Below are 24962 nucleotides of genomic sequence, written 5' to 3' on the forward strand. Positions count from 1 at the left end.
GACCAAAACCGCTGTAACCACCCGTCTACCTCGCGTGAAGGACCCATATCGTGCCCGTTGCCCCGGACCCTCATCCTGCTTTCGGTTCGTACGCATATCCTCACCGACTAGTAACCACAGAGTGGCTGTCGGCAAACATCGGCACGCCGGGCCTGAAGATCATCGAATCCAACGAGGACATCCTGCTCTATGACATCGGTCATGTTCCCGGCGCCACCAAGATCGATTGGCGGGGCGACCTGAACGATCCGGTTGCGCGTGACTATATCGATGGCGCCCGGTTCACCGAGTTGATGTGCGCCAAGGGAATCGAGCGCGACGATACCGTGGTGCTCTACGGCGATCGCGGCAACGCGCAGGCCGCGCACGCGTTGTGGGTCTTCACCCTGTTCGGTCATCCGGATGTGCGACTACTCGACGGCGGACGGGACGCGTGGATCTCCGAAGTTCGCGACACCACTTTCGACCTGCCGTACCTGAGGCGCAGCGAGTATCCGACAGTCCGGCGCGACGACGGTTCGGCGCGGGCGTTCCGCGAGGATGTATTCGCCCATCTCGGCAAACCGCTGATCGATGTGCGCTCTCCCGAGGAGTACTCCGGTGAACTGATCCAACCTCCGGTCAATCCCGAGGACGTGGAGCTGCGCGGCGGACATATTCCGACCGCGGTGAACATTCCGTGGACCGAGGTCTTCCACAGCGATGGCCGCTTCCGTTCCCGCGCCGAATTGGACGATATCTACGGCGCGCTCGCGACCGCCGACGATCTGGTCGTCTACAGCCGGGTCGGCGAGCGATCCAGCCACACCTGGTTCGTGCTGACCTATCTGCTCGGCTTCGAAAACGTGCGCAATTACGATGGGTCCTGGACCGAATGGGGCAACTCGGTTCGGATGCCGATTGCCAGGGGGTACGAACCGGGCGACGCACCGACGGCCGGCCCGCGCACGGCGCGAGCCCGATAGGCGTGATCTGGGGCGCATCACAATCCCATCGCCGTATTTGATTCGCGACGTTGCGGCCCTACGCGGTCACGCAGGCCGCCGCCTCCGGGCCTGACGTAAGGTCACGGATGTGATCGGTGACCTACTGCGGAGTAGGGCTATCCGAGTGCGGCGGTTGTTGGCAGACTGCCTACACTCCCCCGAGACGGAAGTATGTCGACCACGGGGCGACCAAGAAGATTGCTTACAGGAGGCTCAGTGCCCAGCCATGCCAGCGCGCGGATATCGAAGGTGCTCGTAGCTAACCGAGGCGAGATCGCCGTTCGCGTGATCCGGGCGGCCAAGGATGCCGGTATCGGCAGTGTCGCGGTGTACGCGGAGCCGGATGCCGATGCCCCCTTCGTGAAACTCGCCGACGAGGCGTTCGCCCTCGGCGGGCAGACCTCGGCCGAGTCGTACCTCGTCTTCGACAAGATTCTCGATGCCGCGGCCAAGTCCGGCGCCGATGCCGTCCACCCCGGCTACGGATTCCTGTCCGAGAACGCCGACTTCGCCCAGGCCGTCATCGACGCCGGGCTGATCTGGATCGGCCCCTCCCCACAGTCGATTCGCGACCTCGGTGACAAGGTCACCGCGCGTCATATCGCCGAGCGCGCGAAGGCGCCGATGGCGGCGGGCACCAAGGATCCGGTCAAGAACGCGGCCGAGGTGGTCGAGTTCGCCGAACAGTACGGCGTGCCCGTCGCGATCAAGGCCGCCTTCGGTGGTGGCGGTCGCGGTATGAAGGTCGCCCACTCCATCGAGGAGATTCCGGAACTGTTCGACTCCGCCGTCCGCGAGGCAACCGCGGCGTTCGGTCGCGGTGAATGCTTCGTCGAGCAGTACCTGGACAAGGCCCGCCATGTCGAGGCACAGGTCATCGCCGACAAGCACGGCAACGTGGTGGTCGCGGGCACCCGCGACTGCTCACTGCAGCGCCGGTTCCAGAAGCTCGTCGAGGAGGCGCCCGCGCCGTTCCTGACCGATGACCAGCGCGCACGCATCCACGCCTCGGCCAAGGCCATTTGCAAGGAAGCCGGTTACTACGGCGCGGGCACGGTGGAGTATCTGGTGCAGGGCGACACCTTGTCGTTCCTCGAGGTGAACACCCGCCTGCAGGTCGAGCACCCGGTCACCGAGGAGACCGCCGGTATCGACCTGGTGCGTCAGCAGTTCCGCATCGCCGAGGGCCATGAGCTGGCGATCACCGAGGATCCGACGCCGCGCGGTCACGCGTTCGAGTTCCGGATCAACGGAGAGGACGCCGGTCGCGGCTTCCTGCCCGCGCCGGGCCCGGTTTCGGTGTACCAGGAGCCCAGTGGCCCCGGTGTGCGTGTCGATTCCGGTGTGGTGCAGGGCAGTGTGATCGGCGGTCAGTTCGACTCGATGCTCGCCAAGCTGATCGTCACCGGCGAGAACCGCGAGCAGGCGCTGCAGCGGGCCCGGCGCGCGCTAGCCGAATTCCATGTCGAGGGGCTGGCGACGGTCATCCCGTTCCACCGCGCGATCGTCGAGGATCCGGCATTCATCGGCGACGGCGAAAAGTTCGACGTCTACACGAAGTGGATCGAGACCGAATGGGTCAACAACGTCGAGCCGTACACCCCGGCCGGTGCCGCCGCTGACGAGGACGAAGCGCAGCCGCGGCAGAAGGTCGTCGTCGAGGTCGGCGGGCGTCGGGTCGAGGTGTCGTTGCCGGGCAACTTCACCGTCGGCGCCGGTGCTGCGGGTGCGGGCAGCAATGGCGCCGGGGTGATCCGCAAGAAGCCCAAGCCGCGCAAGCGTGGCGGCGCCGGTGGCGGCACGGCCTCCGGTGACGCGGTCACCGCGCCGATGCAGGGCACCGTGGTCAAGGTCGCGGTCGAAGAGGGCCAGTCGGTGGAGGCGGGCGATCTGATCGTGGTGCTCGAGGCCATGAAGATGGAGAACCCGGTCAACGCGCACAAGGCCGGTGTCGTCACCGGACTATCCGTGGAGGCGGGTGCGGCTATCACGCAGGGCACCGTGCTGGCAGAAATCAAGTAAGTAAACAGCTGGCGAAGACCGTCTCGGAGCGGGCGCTGGACACCGACGTCCGCTCCCGCTCTGTCGTATCGTGGTCCGGTGCCCCTCTCTGCCGTCGTGCCCACCGTCGCGGAGGTCATCCGCGGTCGAGGTGAATCAGCCAGCCGCGCCGACGGATATCGCCTCGCCTTGGTCATCGAGGGCGGTGGCAGCCGCGGCGTCTACTCCAGTGGGATGGTGCAGGCGCTGGAGGAACTCGGGCTCGCCTCGATCTTCGATGCCGTGTACGGCACTTCGGCGGGCGCGATCAACGCGGCGTGGTTCTTGTGTGGGCGGGCGCCGTCGGGTGTACGGTCCTGGACCGATCCGGTGATCATGCGACGCGCGGTCGATCCGGCGCGGCTGCTGCGTGGTCGGCCCGCCTTCGATCTGCACTATCTGGTGAACCAGGTCTACGACGGCATCGAGCCGATGGATTTTCCGGCGATTCTGGCCAATGCCACCACCTTTCATCCGATCGGCACCGATATCCACACCGGGCACGCCGTCGATCTGCACCGCCATATCGTCGATAAGCCCACGCTGATGACCGCACTGCGGGCCTCGGCGGGACTGCCGATTCTCGCGGGTCCGCCGGTACCGCTGGGCGGAGCCGAATATCTCGACGGCGGGCTGTCCGAAACGGTCCCGATCCGCACCGCCGTGCGCGACGGTGCGACGCACGCCTTGGTACTGCGCACCCGACGCACCGATGAACGACGTCCACCCGCGCCGTGGCTGCACCAGATCGTCGGGGGCAGCTATCTGCGCTTCCGAGCGCCGGGCGCCTACCGTGCCTGGCTGCAGCGGCCGTATCAGCAGGATGTCGAGGACAGCTTCCTGGCGGGCCTCGGTGACGCGGTTCTGCAGATCCACCCACCCCTCGGTGCTCCGGATGTGGACAGCGCCGCGCGCGACACCGCGCTGCTCGCCGAGGCATTGACGATCGGGCGCCAAGCCGTGCACGCGTCCCTGGCCGCGCTAGTTGAGCTCGACGGTGGTGCCGTCGGAGAGCATGAAGTCGTGTAGTTCGAGTCGGTTCGGGGTGGCGTCCTGCGGGACGTCGAAGACCAGCTGAGTGGTGGCCGACTGCCCTGGCTGGAGTTCGAACGAATAGCCGTAGCGACGCTGCGCGGTCTGCCACATCGTCGCGATCGCATTGTGGTCGATCTGGCGGCGGCCCTGGGTATCCACGAGGCGTTGGCCGACGGGCAGAAACCGCAACGAGCGATTGCCGTCGCGGGAACAGCCCGTCCGAGTAGTCGACGATTCGGGCCGCTCGACCGACCTGCGAGCCGATGTCCCCGGGTTGCGAATCGAATCGGTCCGCAGAGGCGGCGTAACCGGCCCACTCCACGCCGCGGAATTCGACGAGCCCGGATGCCACGGCAGCACCGGACCGTTCAGCAAAAGCGGCTAGCCTACCTGTCATGAGTGACCTGCCCGAGATCCGCATCGGCACCGCGGAGCGTGAGCAAGCGATGCAGCGCCTTTCCGATCATTTCGCCGCCGGGCGACTCAGCGTGGCGGAGTTCGACGAGCGCAGTGCCGCGGCCGCGGCCGCACTGACCCGTGGCGACTTGGAGAAAGTCTTCGTCGATCTGCCCGATCCCGCGCCTGTCGCCACGGCACCCGCCAAACGCGACTCCGGATTCCTCGACGAGTGGCCGGAGCGGGCGATGGCGGTGATCCCGATCCTGGCGGTCATTCTCTTCTTCGTCACCGGCAGCTGGCTCTGGTTCCTCGCTATCCCGCTAACGGGCGCACTGCTGTTCGGCGGTCGGCACGAACACCGGCGCCGCCGCCCGCGCGACCGGCGCCGCCGCAGGGAGCTGGAGGACTGATGGAGCCCGTCGAAATCAATGCGGGCACGTGGTATCTGCGCGCCCTGCGCGCCGACGACCGCATAGATGATCGCCCCGCCCTCGCCGATGGCGGCATCACCGATCCGGACTACGTCACCCTTCGCGGCGAGCAGTGGGATGACGAATCTCATTTCTCCTGGGCCGTCTGCGAACCCACCACCGCCGAACTGGTCGCCGAAATCGTCGTAACGCCCGGCGCCGACAACACCGCCGAACTCACCGGCTGGGCCCGCCCCGGTTACGAGTCCGCCCTCGAAACCGGGACCACCGCGGTCCGCCGCTTCGTAGCAGACGGCCTGGGCCTGCGACTGTCTTGAGTCAGCGCATTACACCGGTGTGTCCGGTGGAGTAGCGGCCCGGCTGCGGCCAGACGGTCAGTCCATGCGCGCCACGCCCAACAGGTATGCGCGCCAACAGATTCCAGTTCTCGATATCGATCGCGTACACCTCCGCGTGGTATCGACCGGAGACCCAGAAAACTCGCCCGTCCGCGGACAGGTTGCCCATATCCGGACTGCCACCGCCCGGGATGAACCACTTGCGCACCAACGCATTCGCGGCGAAATCCCAGACGGAGATGCTGCCCTCGTGCCGGTTGGTAATCAGCATCTGTTTGGAGTCGCGAGTGACATACAGGCCATGCGCACCTTTGCCGGTCGGCACGAAACCGGTGTTCTCCCAGGACGATGCGTCGATAGTGTAAACGCCGTCCGCGACCATATCGGCGATGAAGAAGATGCGCCCGTCCGGCGACAGCTTGACGTCCTGCGGCATGCCACCACGACCGCCCGGCAGGTCGATCATTTTCACCACCGTGCGCTCGGCCACGTCGAAAACCAGCATGCGGCCACTGAATTCACAACTGGCCAGTGCGAATCGACCGTCGGCGGTGAAGTCCATATGGTCCACGCCCGCGCAGTCGGGCACCGGGAGGGCGTGCACCTTCTGCCAGGTGTGCGGATCGTAGAAGTCCAGCGACCTATCCGCCTCCGCGACAACCAGCGCGTATTGGCCATCCGGCGTGTAGTACATGTTGTAGGGGTCGCGCACCGGGAAGGACTCGCCGGGTTTGCCGGTCCGCGGATCGATCGGCAGCAGGGAACCCCCACCGATCGGCAGATCATTGGTGACATACAGCGTCTGCAGGTCATAGGACGGCACCACATGCTGGGGTTCCCGACCACCGACCGGGAAGCTGTCGATCACCTGGAAGGTTGCCGGGTCGATCACCGAAACCGAATGCGATTCGCTGTTCGGCACGTAGACCAGGGGCCGATGGTCGGCCACCGCCGGACTCAACTCCCGGTTCGCGGCATAGACATCGGTCGGTGACAACGGCGGCGGCATGCCGGGTAACAGATTCTCCAGATGCGGTGGCGCCGCGCTGGTTATGCCGTTGACCGTGGTGGTCGGCGGCGCGGTCGCCACACCCACCGAGCCGGCTTGGCTCGCGGCGCACCCCGCGACCGTCACCAGGACGGTCAGCGAAGCGAGCAGTTGCCGGATGGCGGAAGTTCTGGTTCCGCCATCCGGTGCGCAGCTTCGGTGATTGCGCTGTCGGGTCACGCGCTGCACCGTCCCAGAAAGTGGTGAAGACGAGATGACATGGGTGCGAAGCCTAGGCGCTACCGCCCGGTTTCCCCAGCAATCCGCGCCAGGACGCTACGGATTGCCCGAATCATCCGGAAAAATGCACTCGGACAGTCGGGTTCCGGCGGTGGTCAGCTAACTACCCGACATCGCCGAGTACTCGATCGAGGGCGTCGACCGCGGCATCCAACTCCGCCTCGGTCACGGTGAGTGGTGGCCGGAACCGGATGCCGCATTCGCCGGTGCCGAGAATGAGCACGCGTTCGCGTTCCCGCAGTGCGGTCAGCACGTCATTGCGCAGTTCGGCCGAGGGCAGCGTGATGGCGCACATCAACCCGCGTCCGCGCGGTTCGGTGACCCGAGGATGGTCCGCCGCAAGCTGTTCCAGACGCCGCAGCAGGTGCGCGCCGAGCGGTCTGGACCGTTCGATCAGCTCATCACGCTCGAGCACCTCGAGGATGCGCCGGGTCCGCACCATATCGGTAAGGTTGCCGCCCCAGGTGGAATTGAGCCGCGAGCTGACCACGAAGACGTTATCGGGCACCTCGTCCACGCGCCCGCCCGCCATGATGCCGCAGATCTGGGTCTTCTTGCCGAAAGCGACGACATCGGGCTCGAGCCCGAGTTGCTGGTATGCCCATGTGGTTCCGGTCATACCGACACCGGTCTGCACCTCGTCGAGGATGAACAGCGCGTCGTTTTCGTGACAGAGCCGCTGCACGGCCTGCAGGAATTCCGGGCGCAGATGACGGTCGCCACCCTCGCCCTGGATCGGTTCAGCGATGAAACATGCTATGTCGTGCGGGTTTTCGGCGAAGGCGCGGCGCGCCTGGTCGAGTGCGTGCGCTTCGGCGGCGGGGACGTCGACGCCGTTGGCCAGGAACGGCGCATCGATACGCGGCCAATCGAATTTGGGGAAGCGGGCCGTCTTCACCGGATCGGTGTTGGTCAGCGACATGGTGTAGCCCGTGCGGCCGTGGAACGCTCCGGTCAGGTGCATCACTTTGGTGCCGAGTTCCGGTGCGCGCCCACAGGATTCGTTATGCCTGCTCTTCCAGTCGAACGCGACCTTGAGCGCATTCTCCACCGCCGGTGCGCCGCCGTCGATGAAGAACAGGTGCGGTAGCCGGGGATCGCCGAGTACGCGCCCGAAAGCTTCTACGAAGCGGGCCATCTCGACGGTGTAGATATCGGAGTTGCTCGGCTTGTTGATGGCCGCGACGCTCAGTTCGGCGCGGAACTCTTCGTCCTCGGCCAAGGCCGGATGGTTCATGCCGAGGGCATTCGAGGCGAAGAAGCCGAACATATCGAGGTAGGAGCTGCCGTCGCGTTCATCGACGATCCGGCAGCCACGGGATTTCCGTAGATCCAGCACCAGGTCGAATCCGTCGACGAGGATGTGCGCCGACAGGATCTCGTGTACCCGGGAGGCGGGGGTGACCGGTGCGGTGTCACTCCCCGCGCGGGTGCGCTCCAGTTCGATGGTCACATCCGTAGGGTACGTAAATCTTTACGAAACTTCTACGGAATAACGAATTAATTACGGCCAGACGGCTACCTGTCGTAGAATGTCTGCAAGATGATGGTGCTTCGAGTTCTCACGTTGGCGGTCGTCCTGATCTCCTGCAGCAACTGCTCGAGGTGCCGAGGAGAGGCCACCCGAACCAGCAACACGTAGCTCTCGTCACCGGCCACCGAATGGCATGCCTCGATTCCCGGGATATGTTGCAGCACGGCAGGCGCGTCATCGGGTTGCGAGGGGTCGAGAGGAGTGATGGCGACGAATGCCGACAGCAACTGCCCGAGCGCCTCTGGATCGACATGTGCGGTGTAGCCACGGATTACCCCGCGCGCCTCTAGTCTGCGGACCCGCGATTGCACAGCCGATACCGATAAGCTCGCCTTTTCGGCCAGATTCGACAAGGTGGCGCGACCATCGGCCATCAGTTCACGAATCAGCAGGCGATCGATGTCGTCGAGTACGGGTCTTGCCGGTGTATCCGCCATCAGCGAAGGCTAACCCAGCCGAGGCAACTCGTGGCGAAAACTTTTTCTCGTTAACCCACCGTACCCGTCCGATATTGTTCGCGGACCCAAAGCTACAGCGGAGCAACCGATGACAGAGACGCTCGACGACCACCGGACCAAGAACTTGGCCGCCCGCGCGGCCGAACTGCTGCACATACTCGGCGCGCAGACACCGGTCGTGGGCGAACTGCCCGCGCGGACACCGATCACCGGTGGCACGCTGATGACCCTGCCCGCCGATTCCCTGGACGATGCGGATGCGGCGATCGGCAGAGCAGCGGCGGCCTTCCGCGGGTGGCGCACCGTTCCCGCGCCGGTGCGGGCCGGGGTGGTGCGACGACTGGCCGAACTGCTTACCGCGCACAAGGCCGAACTCGGCGAGCTGGTCACCCTGGAAGCCGGGAAGATCCGCGCCGAGGCCGTCGGTGAGGTGCAGGAGATGATCGATATCTGCGAATTCGCAATCGGTTTGTCGCGCCAGCTCTACGGCAAGACCATGCCCTCGGAGCGACCCGGTCATCGGCTGATGGAGACCTGGCATCCGCTCGGTGTGGTCGGGGTGATCTCGGCGTTCAACTTCCCGGTCGCGGTGTGGGCATGGAATACCGCCGTCGCGCTGGTCTGCGGTGACACGGTGGTGTGGAAACCATCGGAGACGACACCGCTGACCGCGCTGGCCTGCCATACGCTGTTGCGCCGCGCGGCCGCCGACGTCGGCGCGGATCCCGAAGTGCACCAATTGATTCAAGGTGGCGCGGAGGTCGGGTCCCGAGTGGTCGACGACGAGCGGGTGGCGCTGGTGAGCGCGACCGGTTCGGTGCGGATGGGCCGCGCGGTGGCGCCGCGGGTGGCCGCTCGGTTCGGGCGGTGCCTGCTGGAGTTGGGCGGCAATAACGGCGCGATCGTCACGCCCACTGCCGATGTGGAGCTGGCGGCGCGCGGCATCGTCTTCGCGGCGGCGGGTACGGCCGGGCAGCGCTGTACAACCTTGCGTCGGCTGATCGTGCACGCCGATGTCGTCGGGCCCCTGCTGGACCGCGTCGCGGGGGCGTATCGACAACTGCGCGTTGGCAATCCGCTCGACGACGGCGTGCTCGTCGGCCCATTGATCAACGAGCGCGCCTATGCGGGGATGCGTGTGGCGATCGACCGTGCGCTCGCCGATGGCGGCGAATTGGTTTGCGGCGGTGAGCGAGTCGACGGCCTCGGCGACGATGCCTTCTATGTGCGCCCCGCGATCGTGCGGATGCCCGCCCAGACCGCCGTGGTTCGCGAGGAAACCTTCGCACCGATCCTGTACGTGCTGACCTACCGTGACTTCGACGCCGCCATCGAACTGCACAACGGTGTGCCGCAGGGCCTTTCCTCCGCGGTATTCACCGCCGACCAACGTGAGGCCGAACGCTTCGTCGCCGCCGACGGCTCCGATTGCGGTATCGCCAACGTCAATATCGGCACCTCCGGCGCGGAGATCGGTGGCGCGTTCGGCGGCGAGAAGCACACCGGCGGCGGGCGGGAGTCCGGGTCGGATTCGTGGCAGGCATACATGCGGCGCGCGACCAACACCGTCAACTACTCCGATCAGCTGCCACTGGCCCAGGGCATCCAATTCGGCTGAGCCCGTTCGGGATAGCCGGTTTCGGGGAGCAGTTCCCTCGCTGGACTCGCCAACGCCGGAGGGGTGCAGTCTGTCGGCCGATGGAGCGTGGCTGCGCGACCTCCGGCCGCCGCGGCGCGGATCCCTCCATCCCGGCTCAGTTGCTCACTGATGCCGTGCGAGACAGGGCACGGTCGACGTGGGACGGCTGCGCGCAGTCCCCACTACGCCGTGAAGTGCAACGTCCACTCGCCGCGGTAGTGCAGCCGGGTGACGCTGCCCGGCGGAATGTCGATCCGCCAGAACGATTTCGGCGGTGCGTCCAGGGTCACCAGCAGCGCCGCGCGAATCACCGCCGGATGGGTGACCGCGATGGTGGACATGCCCTCGGAGGCGATTTCGGCCATCCAATACCTGGTCCGCTCGACCACATCGGTCACGGATTCGCCACCGTGACCACGGAACTGCGGGTCGGTCAGCCAGGCGTATAGCTCATCCTGCGGCACCGACATCAGTTCACCGCCGCGCCACGCGCCGGCATCCAGATCCCGCAGCCGGACGTCCTGCTCGCCCGGAAGTCCCATCAGCGCGGCCGTTTCCACGGTCCGGCGCTCGGGTCCGGTGAGCACTCGCGCCGCGGCCAGGCGGCCGCCCGCCGCGATTGCCCGGCGACCGGCCTCGGTCAGCGATTCGTCTACTGGAAAACGTGCCTTTCGCATCGCCTCGGTCATGCCATGGCTGACCAGGTCGAGTCTGAGCACCTTTTGCACGGTTGGAAGCGTACGGGGCGACACTGGCGGCCGTACTTCGATTGCCACCTCTTCGCTCGCGCTGGGAGCCATGTGTCGGACCCGAGGTATTCCGGCCATCGCTGCTGGTTGTCGGTGCCCGGGTGCACACTGATGTCATGGCCCAGTTCTCCACCGCGACCCAAGAGTGGTTCGACGGCGCATTTCCCGCGCCGACAGCCGCTCAGTTGGGCGCGTGGCAGGCCATTGCCGCAGGTGAACACACCCTGGTCGTCGCGCCGACGGGTTCGGGCAAGACGTTGTCGGCCTTTCTGTGGGCCATTGATCAACTCGCGACCCGACCGAAGCCCGAGGGCAAGGTCCGCACCTCGGTGCTCTATGTGTCACCGCTGAAGGCATTGGCGGTGGATGTCGAGCGGAATCTGCGCGCGCCGCTGGTCGGGGTCACCCAAACCGCCAAGCGGCTCGGCCTGGATCCGCCGACGATCACCGTCGGCGTGCGTTCCGGCGATACCAGTGCCGCGGACCGGCGATCGATGCAGCGGACACCGCCCGACATTCTGATCACCACGCCCGAATCGCTGTTCCTCATGCTCACCTCGGCGGCCAGGGAAACACTGAGCAATGTCGGCACGGTGATCGTGGACGAGGTGCACGCCATCGCGGGCGGTAAGCGCGGTGCGCATCTGGCGCTGTCATTGGCCCGGTTGGACCTGCTGACCGAGCGGCCCGCCCAGCGGATCGGGCTCTCGGCGACGGTGCGCCCGCCCGCGGAGGTCGGGCGATATCTGGTGGGGAATGCGCCGATCACCATTGTTGCACCGCCCGCACCCAAGACCTTCGATCTGTCCGTGCGCGTGCCGATCGCGGATATGACCGAACCCGGCGATTCCGATCAGCCCGGTTCGATCTGGCCGCATGTGGACGAGGCGATCGTGGATCTGGTGCTGGAGCACCGGTCTTCGATCGTCTTCGCGAATTCGCGCAGGTTGGCCGAGCGGCTGACCGCGCGGCTCAACGAGGCCTACGCCGTGCGGCTGGGCGAGGCCGTCGAGACCGTGTCCGACAGGCCACCCGCGGGGCCCACCATGGTTACACAAGCTGCCTCCCCCATGTCTGACGCGCGCGGCGCGCACAAACCACCAGCCCAACTCGGTGCGTCCACCGAGGTGATCCACGGCGCCGACCCGCTGCTGGCCCGCGCACACCACGGTTCGGTGAGCAAGGAGCAGCGGGCGCTGATCGAGGACGATCTCAAGAGCGGACGGCTGCGCTGCGTTGTCGCCACCAGCAGTCTCGAACTCGGAATCGATATGGGCGCGGTCGATTTGGTGGTACAGGTGGAGGCGCCGCCGTCGGTGGCGAGTGGTTTGCAGCGGGTCGGGCGGGCCGGGCACCAGGTCGGTGAGATCTCGCGCGGGGTGCTGTTCCCGAAGCATCGCACCGATGTCATCCACTGCGCGGTCGCCTCGCAACGGATGACGGCGGGGCAGATCGAGGCGCTGCAAGTTCCCGCGCACCCCTTGGACATCCTGGCCCAGCAGACCGTCGCGGCCTGCGCGCTCGAACCCATCGATGTCGACGCCTGGTTCGAAACCGTGCGCGGCACCGGCAATTACGCCTCGCTACCCAGGTCGGCATATGAATCGGTGCTCGATCTGCTCGCCGGTCGCTATCCGTCGGACGAGTTCGCCGAACTGCGGCCCCGGTTGGTCTGGGACCGCGACGCGGGCACGCTCACCGGTCGCCCCGGCGCCCAGCGACTGGCGGTGACCTCGGGTGGCGCGATCCCGGACCGCGGTCTGTTCGCGGTCTACATGGTCGGTGAAAAGGCCTCCCGGGTGGGCGAACTCGATGAGGAGATGGTGTACGAGTCACGCGTCGGCGATGTATTCGCTCTCGGCGCGACCAGCTGGCGCATCGAGGAGATCACCTTCGACCGCGTGTTGGTCACGCCCGCGTTCGGTCAGCCCGGGCGGCTGCCGTTCTGGCATGGTGACGGACTCGGCCGCCCCGCCGAACTCGGTGCGGCGCTGGGTGAATTCATTCGCAAGGCGGGTGCGCATTCGCCGTCGGATTTCGACCCGGAAGCCGACGGAAAGAAGAAGGCCCCAACGGATCCGGCGGTCGAGGCACTCGTACGTGGCGCCGGCCTCGACGACAAGGCCACCGCGAATCTGGTGACCCTGCTCGACGAACAACGCACTGCCACCGGACAATTGCCCACCGATAAGACCCTGATCGTCGAGCGCTTCCGCGACGAACTGGGCGATTGGCGGCTGGTGCTGCACTCGCCGTACGGTCTGCCGGTACACGCGCCCTGGGCGTTGGCGATAGGTGCGCGGCTGCGCGAGCGGTTCGGGGTCGAGGTGGCGCCCAATGCCTCCGATGATGGAATCGTGGTGCGACTGCCCGACACGACCGACGATCCGCCCGGTGCCGAACTTTTCGTCTTCGAACCCGATGAGATCGACGATATCGTCACCGAACAGGTCGGCGGATCGGCACTGTTCGCATCGCGATTCCGGGAGTGCGCGGCGCGAGCGCTACTGCTGCCCCGGCGCGATCCGGGTAAGCGTGCGCCGCTGTGGCAGCAGCGGCAGCGTTCGGCGCAATTGCTCGATGTGGCGCGGAAGTTTCCGGACTTTCCGATCCTGTTGGAGACGGTGCGCGAATGTCTGCGTGACGTCTACGATCTGCCGGCACTGCGGGATCTACTGGGGCGGGTGGCACGTCGTCAGGTGCGACTGGTCGAGGTCGAGACCGCGACGCCGTCACCGTTCGCCAATTCGCTGCTGTTCGACTACATCGGGCAGTTCATGTACGACGGGGACAGTCCGCTGGCCGAACGTCGCGCCGCCGCACTGTCACTCGATTCGAGTCTGCTCGCCGAACTGCTCGGACGGGTGGAACTGCGGGAGCTGCTGGACGCCAACGTCATCGAGCAGACCGAGCGGGAACTGCAGCGGCTCACGCCCGAACGGTTGGCGCGGGATGCGGAGGGGCTGGCCGATCTGCTGCGGCTGCTCGGACCGCTGACTGCCGAGGAAGTCGCGCGGCGGTGCGTCGGTGCCACCGAGGTTCGACTCGACGACGCGGAGCAATCCGGTGATCCGGCGGAATGGTTCGCGAACTTGGTGACATCGAAGCGCGCACTCGAGGTCACCTTCGCCGGACGAACCTGGTGGGTCGCGGTGGAGGATGCCGCGCGCCTGCGCGATGCGCTCGGCGTACCGCTGCCGATCGGCACCCCGGCCGCATTCATCGAACCCGTCGCCGATCCACTCGGCGACCTGGTCGGGCGCTATGCCCGCACACACGGACCGTTCACTACCGAGGCCGTAGCCGCCCGTTTCGGGCTCGGCACCGCGGTCGCCGCGACCGCACTGCATCGGCTGGTCGCGGAAAAGCGGGTGGTAGAGGGCGAATTCACACCCGCGGCCAGCGGCTCGGAATGGTGCGACAGCCAGGTGCTGCGCCGATTGCGCCGCCGGTCGCTCGCGGCCGCTCGGCACGAGGTGGAACCGGTCGCGACCGCCGCCTTCGGCCGGTTCTTGCCGTCTTGGCAGCACATCGGTACCGGTGAATTGCGCGGGGTCGACGGGGTCGCGGCGGTAGTGGAACAGCTTGCGGGAGTGCCGATTCCCGCTTCCGCATGGGAATCGCTGGTATTGCCCGCGCGGGTGCGCGACTACTCCCCCGCCATGTTGGACGAGCTGATGGCCACCGGTGAGGTCATCTGGTCCGGGCACGGCGCCATCACCGCCAAGGACGGCTGGATTGCGCTGCATCCGGCCGATCAGGCCGCGTTCACGCTGACGCCTGCCGACGAGATCGAACTCTCCGAGGCGCACTTGCGCCTGCTCAGTGCGTTGGGCGCATCGATCACCCCGTGGACGCCCATCGGAGCCGACAGCGAGGCACCGCCCGATCACGTCGTATCGCTGGATGATGACACGGCACAGGATATTTCAGGGAAAATTTCCATCACCACCAACAGTGCCGCACCGCCACTTCGACTCCCCCCGGTTCTGCACGGCGGTGGCGCGTACTTCTTCCGGCAGCTCTCCGATACCACCGGACTGCTCGACGACGCTCGAGTCGCGAACGCGCTGTGGGAGCTCGTTTGGGCAGGTGCGATCTCCGGTGACACCTTCGCCCCGGTCCGCGCACTGCTCTCGGGGACGGCTCGGACCACAACCGCGCATCGCACACCGCGGCGCGCGCCACGCGGACGTGCCTACCTCCCACGACCCAATATGCCGACCAGATCCGGACCACCCGCCGTCGCGGGCCGCTGGTCCCTGCTGCCGGAGCGAGTGGCCGACAACACCCTGCGTGCCCACGCGACGGCCGACATCCTGCTCGAGCGGTACGGCGTGCTGACCCGCGGTTCGGTGCAGAACGAGGGCGTGCCCGGCGGATTCGCGCTCATGTACCGCGTGCTCACCGAATTCGAGGATCGCGGACGGTGCCGCCGTGGCTATTTCATCGATTCGTTGGGCGGCGCGCAGTTCTCCACCACCGATGTGGTGGACCGACTGCGCTCCTTCGACACCGAACGCACCCGCCCCGACACCATCGGACAACGCCGGAGCACCGCATTCACCTTGGCGGCAAGCGATCCCGCGAACCCGTATGGCGCGGCACTGCCCTGGCCGAAGGGACCGTCCGAAGGCGCGGGCCACCGCCCCGGACGCAAGGCCGGGGCCATCGTCGTCCTCGTCGACGGCGAACTCGCGCTGTATCTGGAGCGCGGCGGGAAAACGCTGCTCACCTTCACCGAGGATCCGAACGTCCGCCAGGCCGCGGCCACCGCCCTCGCCGATCTGGTACGCGACCGCCGCGTCGACTCACTGGTGATCGACAAGGTGGACGGAGAAACCGTGCACGGCAACACCTTCGCCGATTTCCTGACCGCGGCCGGATTCTCCGCAACCCCACGCGGACTCCGTTTGCGGAGCAAGCCGTGACCTGGCAGCGAACCCGCAGACGGCATCGCTGCGGCCGCGCGGCACGCGCGACGACCGCTACTCACACGCCGCGATGCCGGAACCACCCGCCGACGACCACGCGCACACCGCGAAGAGTCGATGTCGAACCCGCGCCGAGATCGGCTGCGGCCGTCAGCGTCCGCGTGACGACGCACGGACTCGCAATGCGAGGCCGGCAGTGACTCCGGTCCGAATCAACCTATGGTCGACTCATGCCTGAAGGCGACACCGTATACCTGACCGCGGCCAGACTGCGGCTCGCGCTGGCAGGGAAAACGCTGATCCGCAGCGATTTCCGGGTGCCGCGCTACGCCACGGTCGATCTGGTTGGGCAGCGGGTCGAGGCGGTCGCCAGTTATGGCAAGCATCTGTTCGTCCGAACCGACGAGGTCAGCGTCCACACGCATTTGAAGATGGAGGGTGAATGGCGGACCTACTGCGCCGGTGAACGGTGGACGCGGCCGCCGGTGACCGCCCGGCTGGTGCTCGGCACCGATGACACCGAGGCGGTGGGCTTTTCGCTCGGCACCGTCGAGGTGCTGCGACGCGCGGACGAGCACACCGCCACCGACCACCTCGGCCCGGACCTGCTCGGCGCGAACTGGGATGTCATCGAGGCAGTGCGACGGCTCGAGCGGCATCCGGCCCAACCGATCGGCCTCGCCCTGCTCGACCAGCGCAACCTGGCCGGTATCGGCAATATCTTCCGTAGCGAAATCTGCTTCCTGCGCCGGGTCCACCCCGCCACTCCGGTCGGCGAAGTCCCCGACCTGCTCGCCCTAGTGCACGAGGCCCATCGCGTACTCACCAAAGCCGCCACCAAACCACCATGGCGGCCACTGGCCTACGGCCGCGCCCGCCGCCCGTGCCAGCGCTGCGGCACCCGCATGCTCGTACACCTGCTCGGCGAAACCGAACCCCAACCCGCCCGAACGGCCCGGATCACCCAGTCCGACCGCATCACCCAGCGCGAACGCGGAATCTACTTCTGCCCGCGCTGCCAGCTCGAACCCGCTTAATAGGAGTTACCGGGTCAGCCTGACAACACGACCGGGAGCAAGCGGTGCATCGGCGGCGAGGACTGGCTCGGCCGCCGCTTCCTCCGGCTCACGGCCTTCTGCTCCCGGGCGCTCGGCACACAGCCCGCGCTCGGATCAGCGCACCTCGGCGCCGACGGTGGTACTGGCCGGTGACTGGGCCGCGACCGACTGGTCGGCCACCATGGAGAGCGCGGTGCACAGCGCTGCCCAGGCGGTGGACCTGCTATTTGCGCTACCGTCTTTGCCGTGACCACGGAGCGTTCGACGTCTGGGCACCCTACTGCGAAGCCCTGTCCCGCACCCAAGCGCCGCATGTCCGCGGCCGAGCGACGCGAACAGCTACTCGATGTCGCGCGTGACATCGTCGCCGTCGACGGCTTCGGCGCGGTGAGTATCGATCGGGTCGCGCGCGAGGGTGAGGTCGCACGCGCATTGGTGTATCAGCAGTTCACTGATCTGTCCGGACTGATGACCGCGCTGGTGGATCGCGAATCGGCCATCGCACTCGCCGGTATCGGCACGCTCGACTGGTCCGACGCCGATGACGACGCGGATCGGATCGGGCGCGGCATTCTCGCGTACCTGCATGCCGAGCCGACGAGTTGGCGGATCATCCTCAGCCCGCCCGGCGGCGGACCGCCGGATCTGCGCGACCGGCTCGAACTCGGCCGGTCCTATGCTCGGGCGATCGGCGCGCGGCATCTGTCGCGCCATGCCGGGGTCACCGTCGATCCGGATGGCGCGACCGAGCGAATCATGCTCGCGGCATTGGAGGAACTGGCTCGGCTGCATCTGGGCGACCCGCAGCGGTACCCGGATGAACTGGTACTGCGCTACATTCGATCGCTCATGGCGTGGGCCACCCATGTCGAATCCCCGAAAAAGGAGCATTGAACGGCGGTTTCAGCGTCATCACGAAATTCTCACGCACGCTTTGGTTTTCTTGTCCCAACGCGGGAACAACCCGCGCGAAAGAGAGGAAACCATGAAGATCCGCTCCGCGATCGCCATCGGAACGCTCGCACTCGCCGCCGCCGCGGGCGCCGGGGTCGCCTCGGCCGCACCCATCCCGATGCACACCGATTTCATCGGCAACTACGCGACCTACGAGGCCTGCGCCGCCGACGGGAACTCGCCGAAGACCGGTGGCACCCAGTGGGAGTGCCGCCAGGTCGCCGACGGCTGGGATCTGTACACCTACTGAGTACTCGGACGCCAGCCAGCGCATCGGGAGTGAAATACCTTATTCTCTGACCTCGTGCGAGTGCTGGTGATCGAGGACGACGAGGGTCTGGGCATGGAAGTCACCGCGGGACTGCGCTCGGCCGGTTTCGCGGTAGACCTCGCCGCCGATCTCGCGGATGCCGATGTCAAGATCTCCGTCAATGGCTACGACGTGATCGTGGTGGATCGCGGCCTACCCGATGGCGACGGTCTGCAATTGGTCGCGGCGTACCGCGCGCGGGGGCAGCGGGTGCCGGTCCTGATGCTCACCGCTCGCGACGCACTCGCCGATCGTATTGCCGGCTTCGAGCATGGCGCCGACGACTACCTCGTCAAACCGTTCGCCCTCCCGGAACTCCTCGCGCGGGTGCGTGCGCTGTCGCGGCGGCGCGAACATCCGGCGCCGGCCCGAATCGTGCTCGGCGATATCGATATCGACCTGCCGCGGCGCCGGGTGCAGCGCGCGGGCATTCTGCGGTCGCTGACGCCGAAGGAATTCGCCGTACTCGAACTGCTCGCCATCCGCGCGGACAGCGTCGTCTCGCGTTCGGAGCTCATCGAATGCTGCTGGGACGAAATGGCCGAACCCGCATCGAATGTCGTCGACGCCGTCATAGCGCAGCTGCGTCGCAAGCTCGGTGCACCACCGGTGATCGAGACCGTGCGCGGCACCGGATTCCTGATCGGAACTGACTCATTCTAACCGTGATTTCCACGGCGGATGCCCGCCCCGCCGTGGCCCGCCTCCGCCGCACCCGCTGGCTGCTCACCGCCCTGATCACCGCCATCACCGCGACCTGTCTGATCATTCTCGGCATCGTCGCGGCGACCATCGATGCCCGCTCGCGGGAGACCGCGCTCGACGATTCCCTCGATCGGGTGGTGAGCGGACTCTTTCGCGCCGTCGACCTGCCCGAGGGCGAGGAAACCATCGACATCAGCCAGCTCGAGAACGACGTGCTCGCCAATGGCGAGGTCGCGGTGGTGGTGCTCAGCGCGCGCGGAAATGGCAAGTGGCAGGAGAATTTCGCGCATCTGCGCTCCTGGCTGCCCAAGGATGACGGCGTGGCCGGCCTCGCCGATGACGCCGACCTGGCCGGGCAGACCCTCTTCCGCGACGGATACGACGGCGCGGGCCGCCCGGTCCGTATCGCGGCGACACCCATCACCTGGGAGGATTCCGAGACGAAGGCCGTGGTTATCGCGGGCACGAATCCCGGTGCATTCGACCGTGATCGGGCGCTGCTGATCTGGGGACTCGTCGTCGGCGGGCTCACGCTCGTCGCGCTGTCCGCGATGGCCGGACATCTGCTCTCGAGCCGGAGCATGCGACAGGCCATTGTGCTGCTCGAAGAGCAGGAGCGTTTCCTCGGCGATGCCGCACACGAATTGCGTACGCCGCTCACGACTCTCGGATTGGTCACCGCACCGCGCCGCCGTAATCCGCACGAGGTCGAGCGAGCGCTGGTCGATGCCAGGGCATTGGGCAGTCGGATGGAACGGATCGTCGCGGGATTATTGGCGCGTGCGCGTATGCAGTCGGGTATCACCACCATGGAGCAGGTGCAGTTGCTGCTCGATCAGCTCACCGAATCGGTGGTCGAGGAATTCCCGCAGGCCGATATCGTGCTGCGGGCCGATCCCAGTGTGGTGACCGGGGATCCGAATCTGCTGAGCCTCGCGGTGCGCAATCTCATCGAGAACGCGATCACGCACGGGGCGGTCAACCGCGGTGCGCCAGTGGAAATTCATGTCGCCGATGGCCGGGTCAGCGTGCGTGACCATGGTGCGGGTTTGCATCCTCAGCTGTCGAGCAGTCCGTTCACCCGCGGGGTCAGCGGGGGGCGGGGCAGCGGGATCGGGCTGGCGCTGGTGGCGTGGATCGCCGAATTGCACGGCGGCACCGCGACGATGGAACCGGCCGCGGGTGGCGGCACGATCGCCTCGATTGTGCTGCCGCCACCAGCCGTCGACTAAATCTCAGCTGTCCAACGGGACCGGTTCCAGGATTTCCGGGCGCGGTTCGGGGGCGGCGATGCGCAGGGCATCGGCGGAGCGGTCGTCCGGCTGGGTCTGGGAGTGCACCTCCGCATCGACGCGGGCCTGGTAAGTGCTTACCTCCCAGTCGATTTCGTCCTCGTCCCAGCCGAGGATCGGTGCGACCAACCGGGCCACCTGTTCGGCGCAGTTCGCGCCGCGGTGCGAGTATTCGATGGAGATCCTGGTCCGGCGGGCCAGAATGTCGTCCAGATGCAGCGCGCCCTCCGCTGCGGCCGCGTAGACGGCCTCCACCTGCAGATACGACGGTGCGTCCATAATCGGTTGCAGCAGTTCGGGTTTGCCGTCGGCCATCGCCATAACCTCGTCGATCAGCGAGCCGTAGCGATCGAGCAGATGTTTGACCCGGTACGGATGCACACCGTATGCCTCGGCGAGTTGGACCGTCTGATTGATCAGCGCGAAATAGCCGTCGGCACCGAGCAGCGGCACCTTCTCGGTGATGGACGGCGAAACGCGCGCCGGAATGTCCTGCGCCGCTTCATCGACCGCGTCATAGGCCATCACCCGGTAGGTGGTGTACTTACCGCCCGCTATGCCGACAAGTCCGGGCGCGACCCGGGCGACAGCGTGCTCGCGCGAAAGCTTGGAGGTCGAATCGCTTTCTCCCGCAAGCAAAGGCCGCAGACCTGCGTACACGCCGTCGATATCGGCGGGCGTGAGCGGAGTGACCAGCACCTGGTTGACCCGGTCCAGCAGATAATCGATATCGGCCTTGGTCGCCGCCGGATGGGCGAGATCCAGATTCCAGTCCGTGTCGGTGGTGCCGATGATCCAGTGCGCGCCCCACGGGATGACGAACAGCACCGAGGTCGCGGTGCGCAGGATGATCGCGGTATCGCTGACGATGCGGTCGCGCGGCACCACGATGTGCACGCCCTTGGATGCGCGCACGTGGAAGCGGCCACGATTGTGTGAGAGCGCCTGGACCTCATCGGTCCACACGCCGGTCGCGTTGATCACCACATGCGCGCGGATTTCGCCGGTGCAGCCGTCCTCGCTATCGCGCACTTTCACCCCGACAACTCGGTCCGCCTCACGCAGGAAGCCGACGACCTGGGTAGACGTACGAATAACCGCACCGTAGTGCGCGGCGGTGCGAGCGACGGTCATGGTGTGGCGGGCATCGTCGACGACCGTGTCGTAATAGCTGACGCCGCCGACCAGCGCGTCGGGGCGCAGCCCGGGTGCCAGCCGCAGCGCACCGTGTCGGGATAGATGCTGTTGTCCGGGAACGGATTTCGCGCCGCCCATGGTGTCGTAGAGCACCAGCCCGGCGGCCACGTACGGGCGTTCCCAGCCCCGGTGGGTCAGCGGGTAGAGAAAGCGCAGCGGTTTCACCAGATGCGGTGCGAGCGTGGCGAGGGACAGTTCGCGCTCCCGCAATGCCTCGCGCACTAATCCGAGTTCCAGTTGCTCCAGGTAGCGCAGTCCGCCGTGGAACATCTTCGAGGACCGGCTCGAGGTACCGGAGGCGAGATCGCGCGCCTCGACCAGCGCGACCTTCAGACCGCGCGTAGCCGCGTCGAGCGCGATACCCGATCCGACCACACCGCCCCCGACGACGACCATGTCGAAGTGGTCCTTACCGAAGCGCTCCCATGCCGCCGCTCGCTGTTCGGGGCCAAGGAACTGCGATTCCGGTTTCTTGGTCATGGTCGACTCCTCCAGCCGGCATCGGGGTGTAGACGACGTTTGTGGTCTTTCGGGCACACGATCGAGCTGCTCAGTAAGGGGGCGGTGTTCTGTTGTACAGGCTAGGGGAATCGGCGACGATCCCCTGTCGGGTCCGACGCCGTGTCGCCCGCAGCCGATAACTGGTGCTACCCGCCGGTAACCGATACTGAGACTAGTCCGAAAACCCGCTGGCCGCGATGTGACGCACAATGCTCTCCGCGGTTTCCGCCGCGCGCCACGTCGGTTTTAGTAGCCTGCACGAATGCGTCGCTATGTGGCCGCCATTGATCAGGGCACGACCTCGAGTCGGTGCATCATCTTCGACCGACAGGGCCGCGTCGTCGGTGTCGCGCAGCGCGAACACGAACAGATCTTTCCGCGGCCGGGCTGGGTCGAGCATGATCCCGAAACCATTTGGCGCAATACCGAATTCGTGCTCGGCGAGGTACTTCGAAGCACCGGCATCGCCGCCGACGAGATCAACGCGATCGGCGTCACCAATCAGCGCGAAACGACCGTGGTGTGGGATCGGGCCAGCGGCAAGCCGATTCATCATGCGATCGTCTGGCAGGACACCCGCACCGACCGTCTGGTCACCGAACTGGGCGGCGAATTCGGTGCGACGCGCTATCAGGACCGCACCGGTCTGCCGCTATCCACCTACTTCGCCGGCCCGAAACTGCGCTGGATTCTCGACAATGTCGAGGGTGCGCGGGGCAGGGCCGAGGCCGGTGAGCTGTGTTTCGGCACCATCGACAGTTGGGTGCTGTGGAATCTCACCGGTCAGCACATCACCGACGTGACCAATGCCTCGCGCACTATGCTGATGGATCTGCGGACCCTGCAATGGGATTCGCGGATCTGCACGGAATTCGGGATACCGCAGTCGATGCTGCCCGAGATCCGCAGCTCGTCGGAGATATACGCGGAGATCGGCTCCGGTCCGTTGGCGGGCATACCCGTCGCGGGCATTCTCGGCGACCAGCAGGCGGCGACCTTCGGCCAGGCCTGTCTGTCGCCCGGCGAGGCCAAGAACACCTACGGCACCGGCAATTTCATGCTGCTGAATACCGGAACCACTCCGGTATTCAGCAGGCACGGCCTGCTCACCACCGTCTGCTACCGGCTCGGCGGCGAGGCGGCGGTCTACGCGCTGGAGGGCTCCATCGCGGTGACCGGCTCACTGGTGCAATGGTTCCGGGACAATCTCGGCATCATTTCCGCCGCCGATGAGATCGAACCGCTGGCGCGCAGCGTCGAGGACAATGGCGGCGCCTACATCGTCCCCGCGTTCTCCGGTCTCTTCGCGCCGCGCTGGCGCCCGGATGCCCGCGGTGTCATCGCGGGCCTGACCCGCTTCGTCAACAAGGCGCATCTGGCGCGAGCGGTGTTGGAGTCCACCGCCTTTCAGACGCGCGAGGTCATGGACGCGATGCGTGCGGACGCCGAATCCCAGCAGTTGCGGCTGGAATTGACCACGCTCAAGGTCGACGGCGGAATGGTCGGCAATGATCTGCTGATGCAGTTCCAGTCCGATATTCTCGATGTGCCGGTGGTCCGTCCGGTCGTCAATGAAACCACCGCGCTGGGTGCGGCTTATGCGGCCGGACTCGCCGTCGGTCTGTGGGAGAGCACCGATGACATCCGCGCCAACTGGGCCGCGGATAAGACCTGGCGGCCCGCGATGTCGGCCACGGACCGCGAAACCCATCTCGCCGCCTGGAATAAGGCCGTGGAGCGCACCTACAACTGGGTCGGCTCCCCCGCCTCCCCGAATATTTAGCCGGTCGTCGGCCGCGCCGAGGGTCACGGCGCGGTCCGGCGGCGGAGTGCGCAGCGGCGCTTGGTCGTACCTGACGAGTTATCCACGTGCTGACGAAATCAGTCGCCGCGTGCAGTGGCCCTCAACTGCTCAGCAGCTCTGGCCATCCGGGCGACCGCAGCTTCCAGCGCCGGCGGGTCGAACGTAGTGAAGCACATGCGCATCGAGTGGCTGTAATCGGTGTCGACGGCGAAGGCCGAACCGGGGACGAAGGCCACGCCGTGCGCCAAGGCTCGGGGCAGCAGTTGATCGGTATCGGTGCCGTCGGTGAAATCGGCCCATACGAACATGCCACCGGCGGCGTCGGTGCAGGTGACGCGGTCGCCGAAGCGGGTGCGCACGGCGTGCACGAGCGCCTTGGCGCGGTCGCCGTATGCGGTGCGGATGGTGTCGACGTGGCCGGTCAGCCAGGTTTCGTCGGTGAGCAGGTCGGCGGCGATCTGGTGGGTCAGCGCCGAACCGCACAGGTCCGCACCCTGCTTCAGCAATTCGACCGCGCGACAGATCCGTTCCTGCGCCACCATCCAGCCGACCCGCAGCGCGGGCGCGAGGATCTTCGAGGCACTGGAGAGCCGAATCACATTGCGGGAGTAGGTTGCCACAGGATCGGGCGAAGGCTGATCGAACCAGAGCTCACCGTACGGATCGTCCTCGATCACCCAGAAGCCGTGGGTATCGGCGAGTTCGGCCAACTCGCGACGACGCGACGGGCTCATGGTTACGCCACCCGGATTGTGGAAATTGCTCACCGTATGCACGACCGCCGGCCGCTCACCGCATGCAAGCAGCTCCTTCAGCACCTCCAGCCGCATACCCTCGGCATCCAAGGGCACCGCGACAATTCGCGCACCGGCCGCCCGGAACACCTGCAGCGCCCCGACATACGCCGGATCCTCGACGACCACCAGCGCACCCGGATCCAGCAGCACCTCGGCGAGCAGCGAAAGCGCCTGCTGCGATCCATGGGTCACGAACACCTCGTCGAACCCCACCGAGCGGCCGAGCTTGGCCGACTCCCGCTGACGCAGCACATCGCGCAGCGGAGCCCAACCGGGCGACTCGGTGTACTGCAACACCGCGGAACCGCGCAGCGCCGCATCGGCCGCCGTGGCGAGACGTTCCCGTGGCATCAACTCCGCATCCGGCAGACCACCCGCGAGGCTGATCACCTCGTCGCGCGTGGTCAGCTTGAGCAGATCACGAATCGCCGAACTCTTCAGTCCGCCCAGCTTGGCCGCGAGCGGTGGATCGGTCGGCGACATGGAAACCTCCGAGGGAACGCCACGGTACGC

General features: G+C 66.6%; 20 protein-coding genes. 13 read left to right on the forward strand and 7 right to left on the reverse strand.

The window, feature by feature from the left end; translation table 11 throughout:
• Positions 1-50: 50 nt before the first annotated feature.
• From ACW2Q0_RS17560 to ACW2Q0_RS17570, 3 genes are all read left to right on the forward strand, one after another.
• Positions 51-965: a sulfurtransferase gene (locus ACW2Q0_RS17560; protein WP_457191365.1), complete on the forward strand. Its 915-nt coding sequence runs from the start codon at positions 51-53 to the stop codon at positions 963-965.
• 237 nt (positions 966-1202) lie between these two features.
• A complete protein-coding gene (locus tag ACW2Q0_RS17565; RefSeq protein ID WP_457191367.1) occupies positions 1203-3008 on the forward strand; it encodes an acetyl/propionyl/methylcrotonyl-CoA carboxylase subunit alpha in 1806 nt (601 codons plus the stop codon).
• A gap of 78 nt (positions 3009-3086) precedes the next feature.
• Positions 3087-4055 carry a patatin-like phospholipase family protein gene (locus ACW2Q0_RS17570; protein WP_457191369.1) on the forward strand — a complete coding sequence of 323 codons (969 nt, stop codon included), beginning with the start codon at positions 3087-3089 and terminating at the stop codon, positions 4053-4055.
• Here the strand turns inward: ACW2Q0_RS17570 and ACW2Q0_RS17575 are convergent.
• The gene (locus ACW2Q0_RS17575; protein WP_457191371.1) at positions 4008-4250 is read right to left on the reverse strand and encodes a DUF4352 domain-containing protein; all 243 of its coding nucleotides are present in this window, start codon (positions 4248-4250) and stop codon (positions 4008-4010) included. The genes ACW2Q0_RS17570 and ACW2Q0_RS17575 overlap by 48 nt on opposite strands.
• Before the next feature lie 206 nt (positions 4251-4456).
• On the opposite strand from ACW2Q0_RS17575, the gene ACW2Q0_RS17580 reads away from it, so the two are divergent.
• Together ACW2Q0_RS17580 and ACW2Q0_RS17585 are read left to right on the forward strand one after the other, a co-directional pair.
• Positions 4457-4870: a DUF1707 SHOCT-like domain-containing protein gene (locus ACW2Q0_RS17580; RefSeq protein ID WP_457191373.1), complete on the forward strand. Its 414-nt coding sequence runs from the start codon at positions 4457-4459 to the stop codon at positions 4868-4870.
• Positions 4870-5208 (forward strand): hypothetical protein, encoded by a 339-nt coding sequence (locus ACW2Q0_RS17585; RefSeq protein ID WP_457191374.1) that lies wholly within the window; start codon positions 4870-4872, stop codon positions 5206-5208. Before ACW2Q0_RS17580 ends, ACW2Q0_RS17585 begins: the two co-directional genes overlap by 1 nt.
• A gap of 1 nt (position 5209) precedes the next feature.
• Here ACW2Q0_RS17585 and ACW2Q0_RS17590 read toward each other — a convergent pair whose 3' ends face one another.
• The 3 genes from ACW2Q0_RS17590 to ACW2Q0_RS17600 form a co-directional block, all read right to left on the reverse strand.
• On the reverse strand, positions 5210-6457 hold the full coding sequence (locus ACW2Q0_RS17590; protein ID WP_457191376.1) for a YVTN family beta-propeller repeat protein: 1248 nt from the start codon (positions 6455-6457) through the stop codon (positions 5210-5212).
• 163 nt (positions 6458-6620) lie between these two features.
• Positions 6621-7970 carry an L-lysine 6-transaminase gene (gene lat, locus ACW2Q0_RS17595; protein WP_457191378.1) on the reverse strand — a complete coding sequence of 450 codons (1350 nt, stop codon included), beginning with the start codon at positions 7968-7970 and terminating at the stop codon, positions 6621-6623.
• A gap of 65 nt (positions 7971-8035) precedes the next feature.
• Positions 8036-8488 carry an Lrp/AsnC family transcriptional regulator gene (locus ACW2Q0_RS17600; protein ID WP_457191380.1) on the reverse strand — a complete coding sequence of 151 codons (453 nt, stop codon included), beginning with the start codon at positions 8486-8488 and terminating at the stop codon, positions 8036-8038.
• 109 nt (positions 8489-8597) lie between these two features.
• Here ACW2Q0_RS17600 and amaB point away from each other — a divergent pair, with 109 nt between their 5' ends.
• On the forward strand, positions 8598-10127 hold the full coding sequence (gene amaB, locus ACW2Q0_RS17605; RefSeq protein WP_457191382.1) for an L-piperidine-6-carboxylate dehydrogenase: 1530 nt from the start codon (positions 8598-8600) through the stop codon (positions 10125-10127).
• 203 nt (positions 10128-10330) lie between these two features.
• Here the strand turns inward: amaB and ACW2Q0_RS17610 are convergent, their stop codons facing one another.
• Complete coding sequence (locus ACW2Q0_RS17610) at positions 10331-10876, reverse strand: histidine phosphatase family protein (RefSeq protein WP_457191384.1); 546 nt, start codon at positions 10874-10876, stop codon at positions 10331-10333.
• Positions 10877-11013: 137 nt separating this feature from the next.
• Between ACW2Q0_RS17610 and ACW2Q0_RS17615 the strand changes: the two genes are divergently transcribed.
• From ACW2Q0_RS17615 to ACW2Q0_RS17640, 6 genes are all read left to right on the forward strand, one after another.
• Positions 11014-15828, forward strand: a complete 4815-nt coding sequence (locus tag ACW2Q0_RS17615) for an ATP-dependent helicase (RefSeq protein ID WP_457191563.1) — start codon at positions 11014-11016, stop codon at positions 15826-15828.
• 233 nt (positions 15829-16061) lie between these two features.
• Positions 16062-16868 (forward strand): DNA-formamidopyrimidine glycosylase family protein, encoded by an 807-nt coding sequence (locus ACW2Q0_RS17620; protein WP_457191386.1) that lies wholly within the window; start codon positions 16062-16064, stop codon positions 16866-16868.
• 333 nt (positions 16869-17201) lie between these two features.
• Positions 17202-17783, forward strand: a complete 582-nt coding sequence (locus ACW2Q0_RS17625; protein WP_457191388.1) for a TetR/AcrR family transcriptional regulator — start codon at positions 17202-17204, stop codon at positions 17781-17783.
• Between the two features lie 91 nt (positions 17784-17874).
• Positions 17875-18093, forward strand: coding sequence for a hypothetical protein (locus tag ACW2Q0_RS17630; protein WP_457191390.1), 219 nt, complete (start codon positions 17875-17877; stop codon positions 18091-18093).
• Between the two features lie 54 nt (positions 18094-18147).
• Positions 18148-18816: a response regulator transcription factor gene (locus ACW2Q0_RS17635; protein WP_457191392.1), complete on the forward strand. Its 669-nt coding sequence runs from the start codon at positions 18148-18150 to the stop codon at positions 18814-18816.
• Between the two features lie 2 nt (positions 18817-18818).
• The gene (locus ACW2Q0_RS17640) at positions 18819-20090 is read left to right on the forward strand and encodes a sensor histidine kinase (RefSeq protein WP_457191394.1); all 1272 of its coding nucleotides are present in this window, start codon (positions 18819-18821) and stop codon (positions 20088-20090) included.
• 3 nt (positions 20091-20093) lie between these two features.
• Here ACW2Q0_RS17640 and ACW2Q0_RS17645 read toward each other — a convergent pair whose 3' ends face one another.
• On the reverse strand, positions 20094-21827 hold the full coding sequence (locus ACW2Q0_RS17645; protein WP_457191396.1) for a glycerol-3-phosphate dehydrogenase/oxidase: 1734 nt from the start codon (positions 21825-21827) through the stop codon (positions 20094-20096).
• Positions 21828-22110: 283 nt separating this feature from the next.
• On the opposite strand from ACW2Q0_RS17645, the gene glpK reads away from it, so the two are divergent.
• Positions 22111-23631, forward strand: a complete 1521-nt coding sequence (gene glpK, locus ACW2Q0_RS17650; protein WP_457191398.1) for a glycerol kinase GlpK — start codon at positions 22111-22113, stop codon at positions 23629-23631.
• Positions 23632-23729: 98 nt separating this feature from the next.
• On the opposite strand, the gene ACW2Q0_RS17655 is transcribed toward glpK, so the two are convergent.
• Complete coding sequence (locus ACW2Q0_RS17655) at positions 23730-24932, reverse strand: aminotransferase-like domain-containing protein (protein WP_457191400.1); 1203 nt, start codon at positions 24930-24932, stop codon at positions 23730-23732.
• Positions 24933-24962 lie beyond the last annotated feature (30 nt).

Source organism: Nocardia citri, assembly GCF_054065835.1.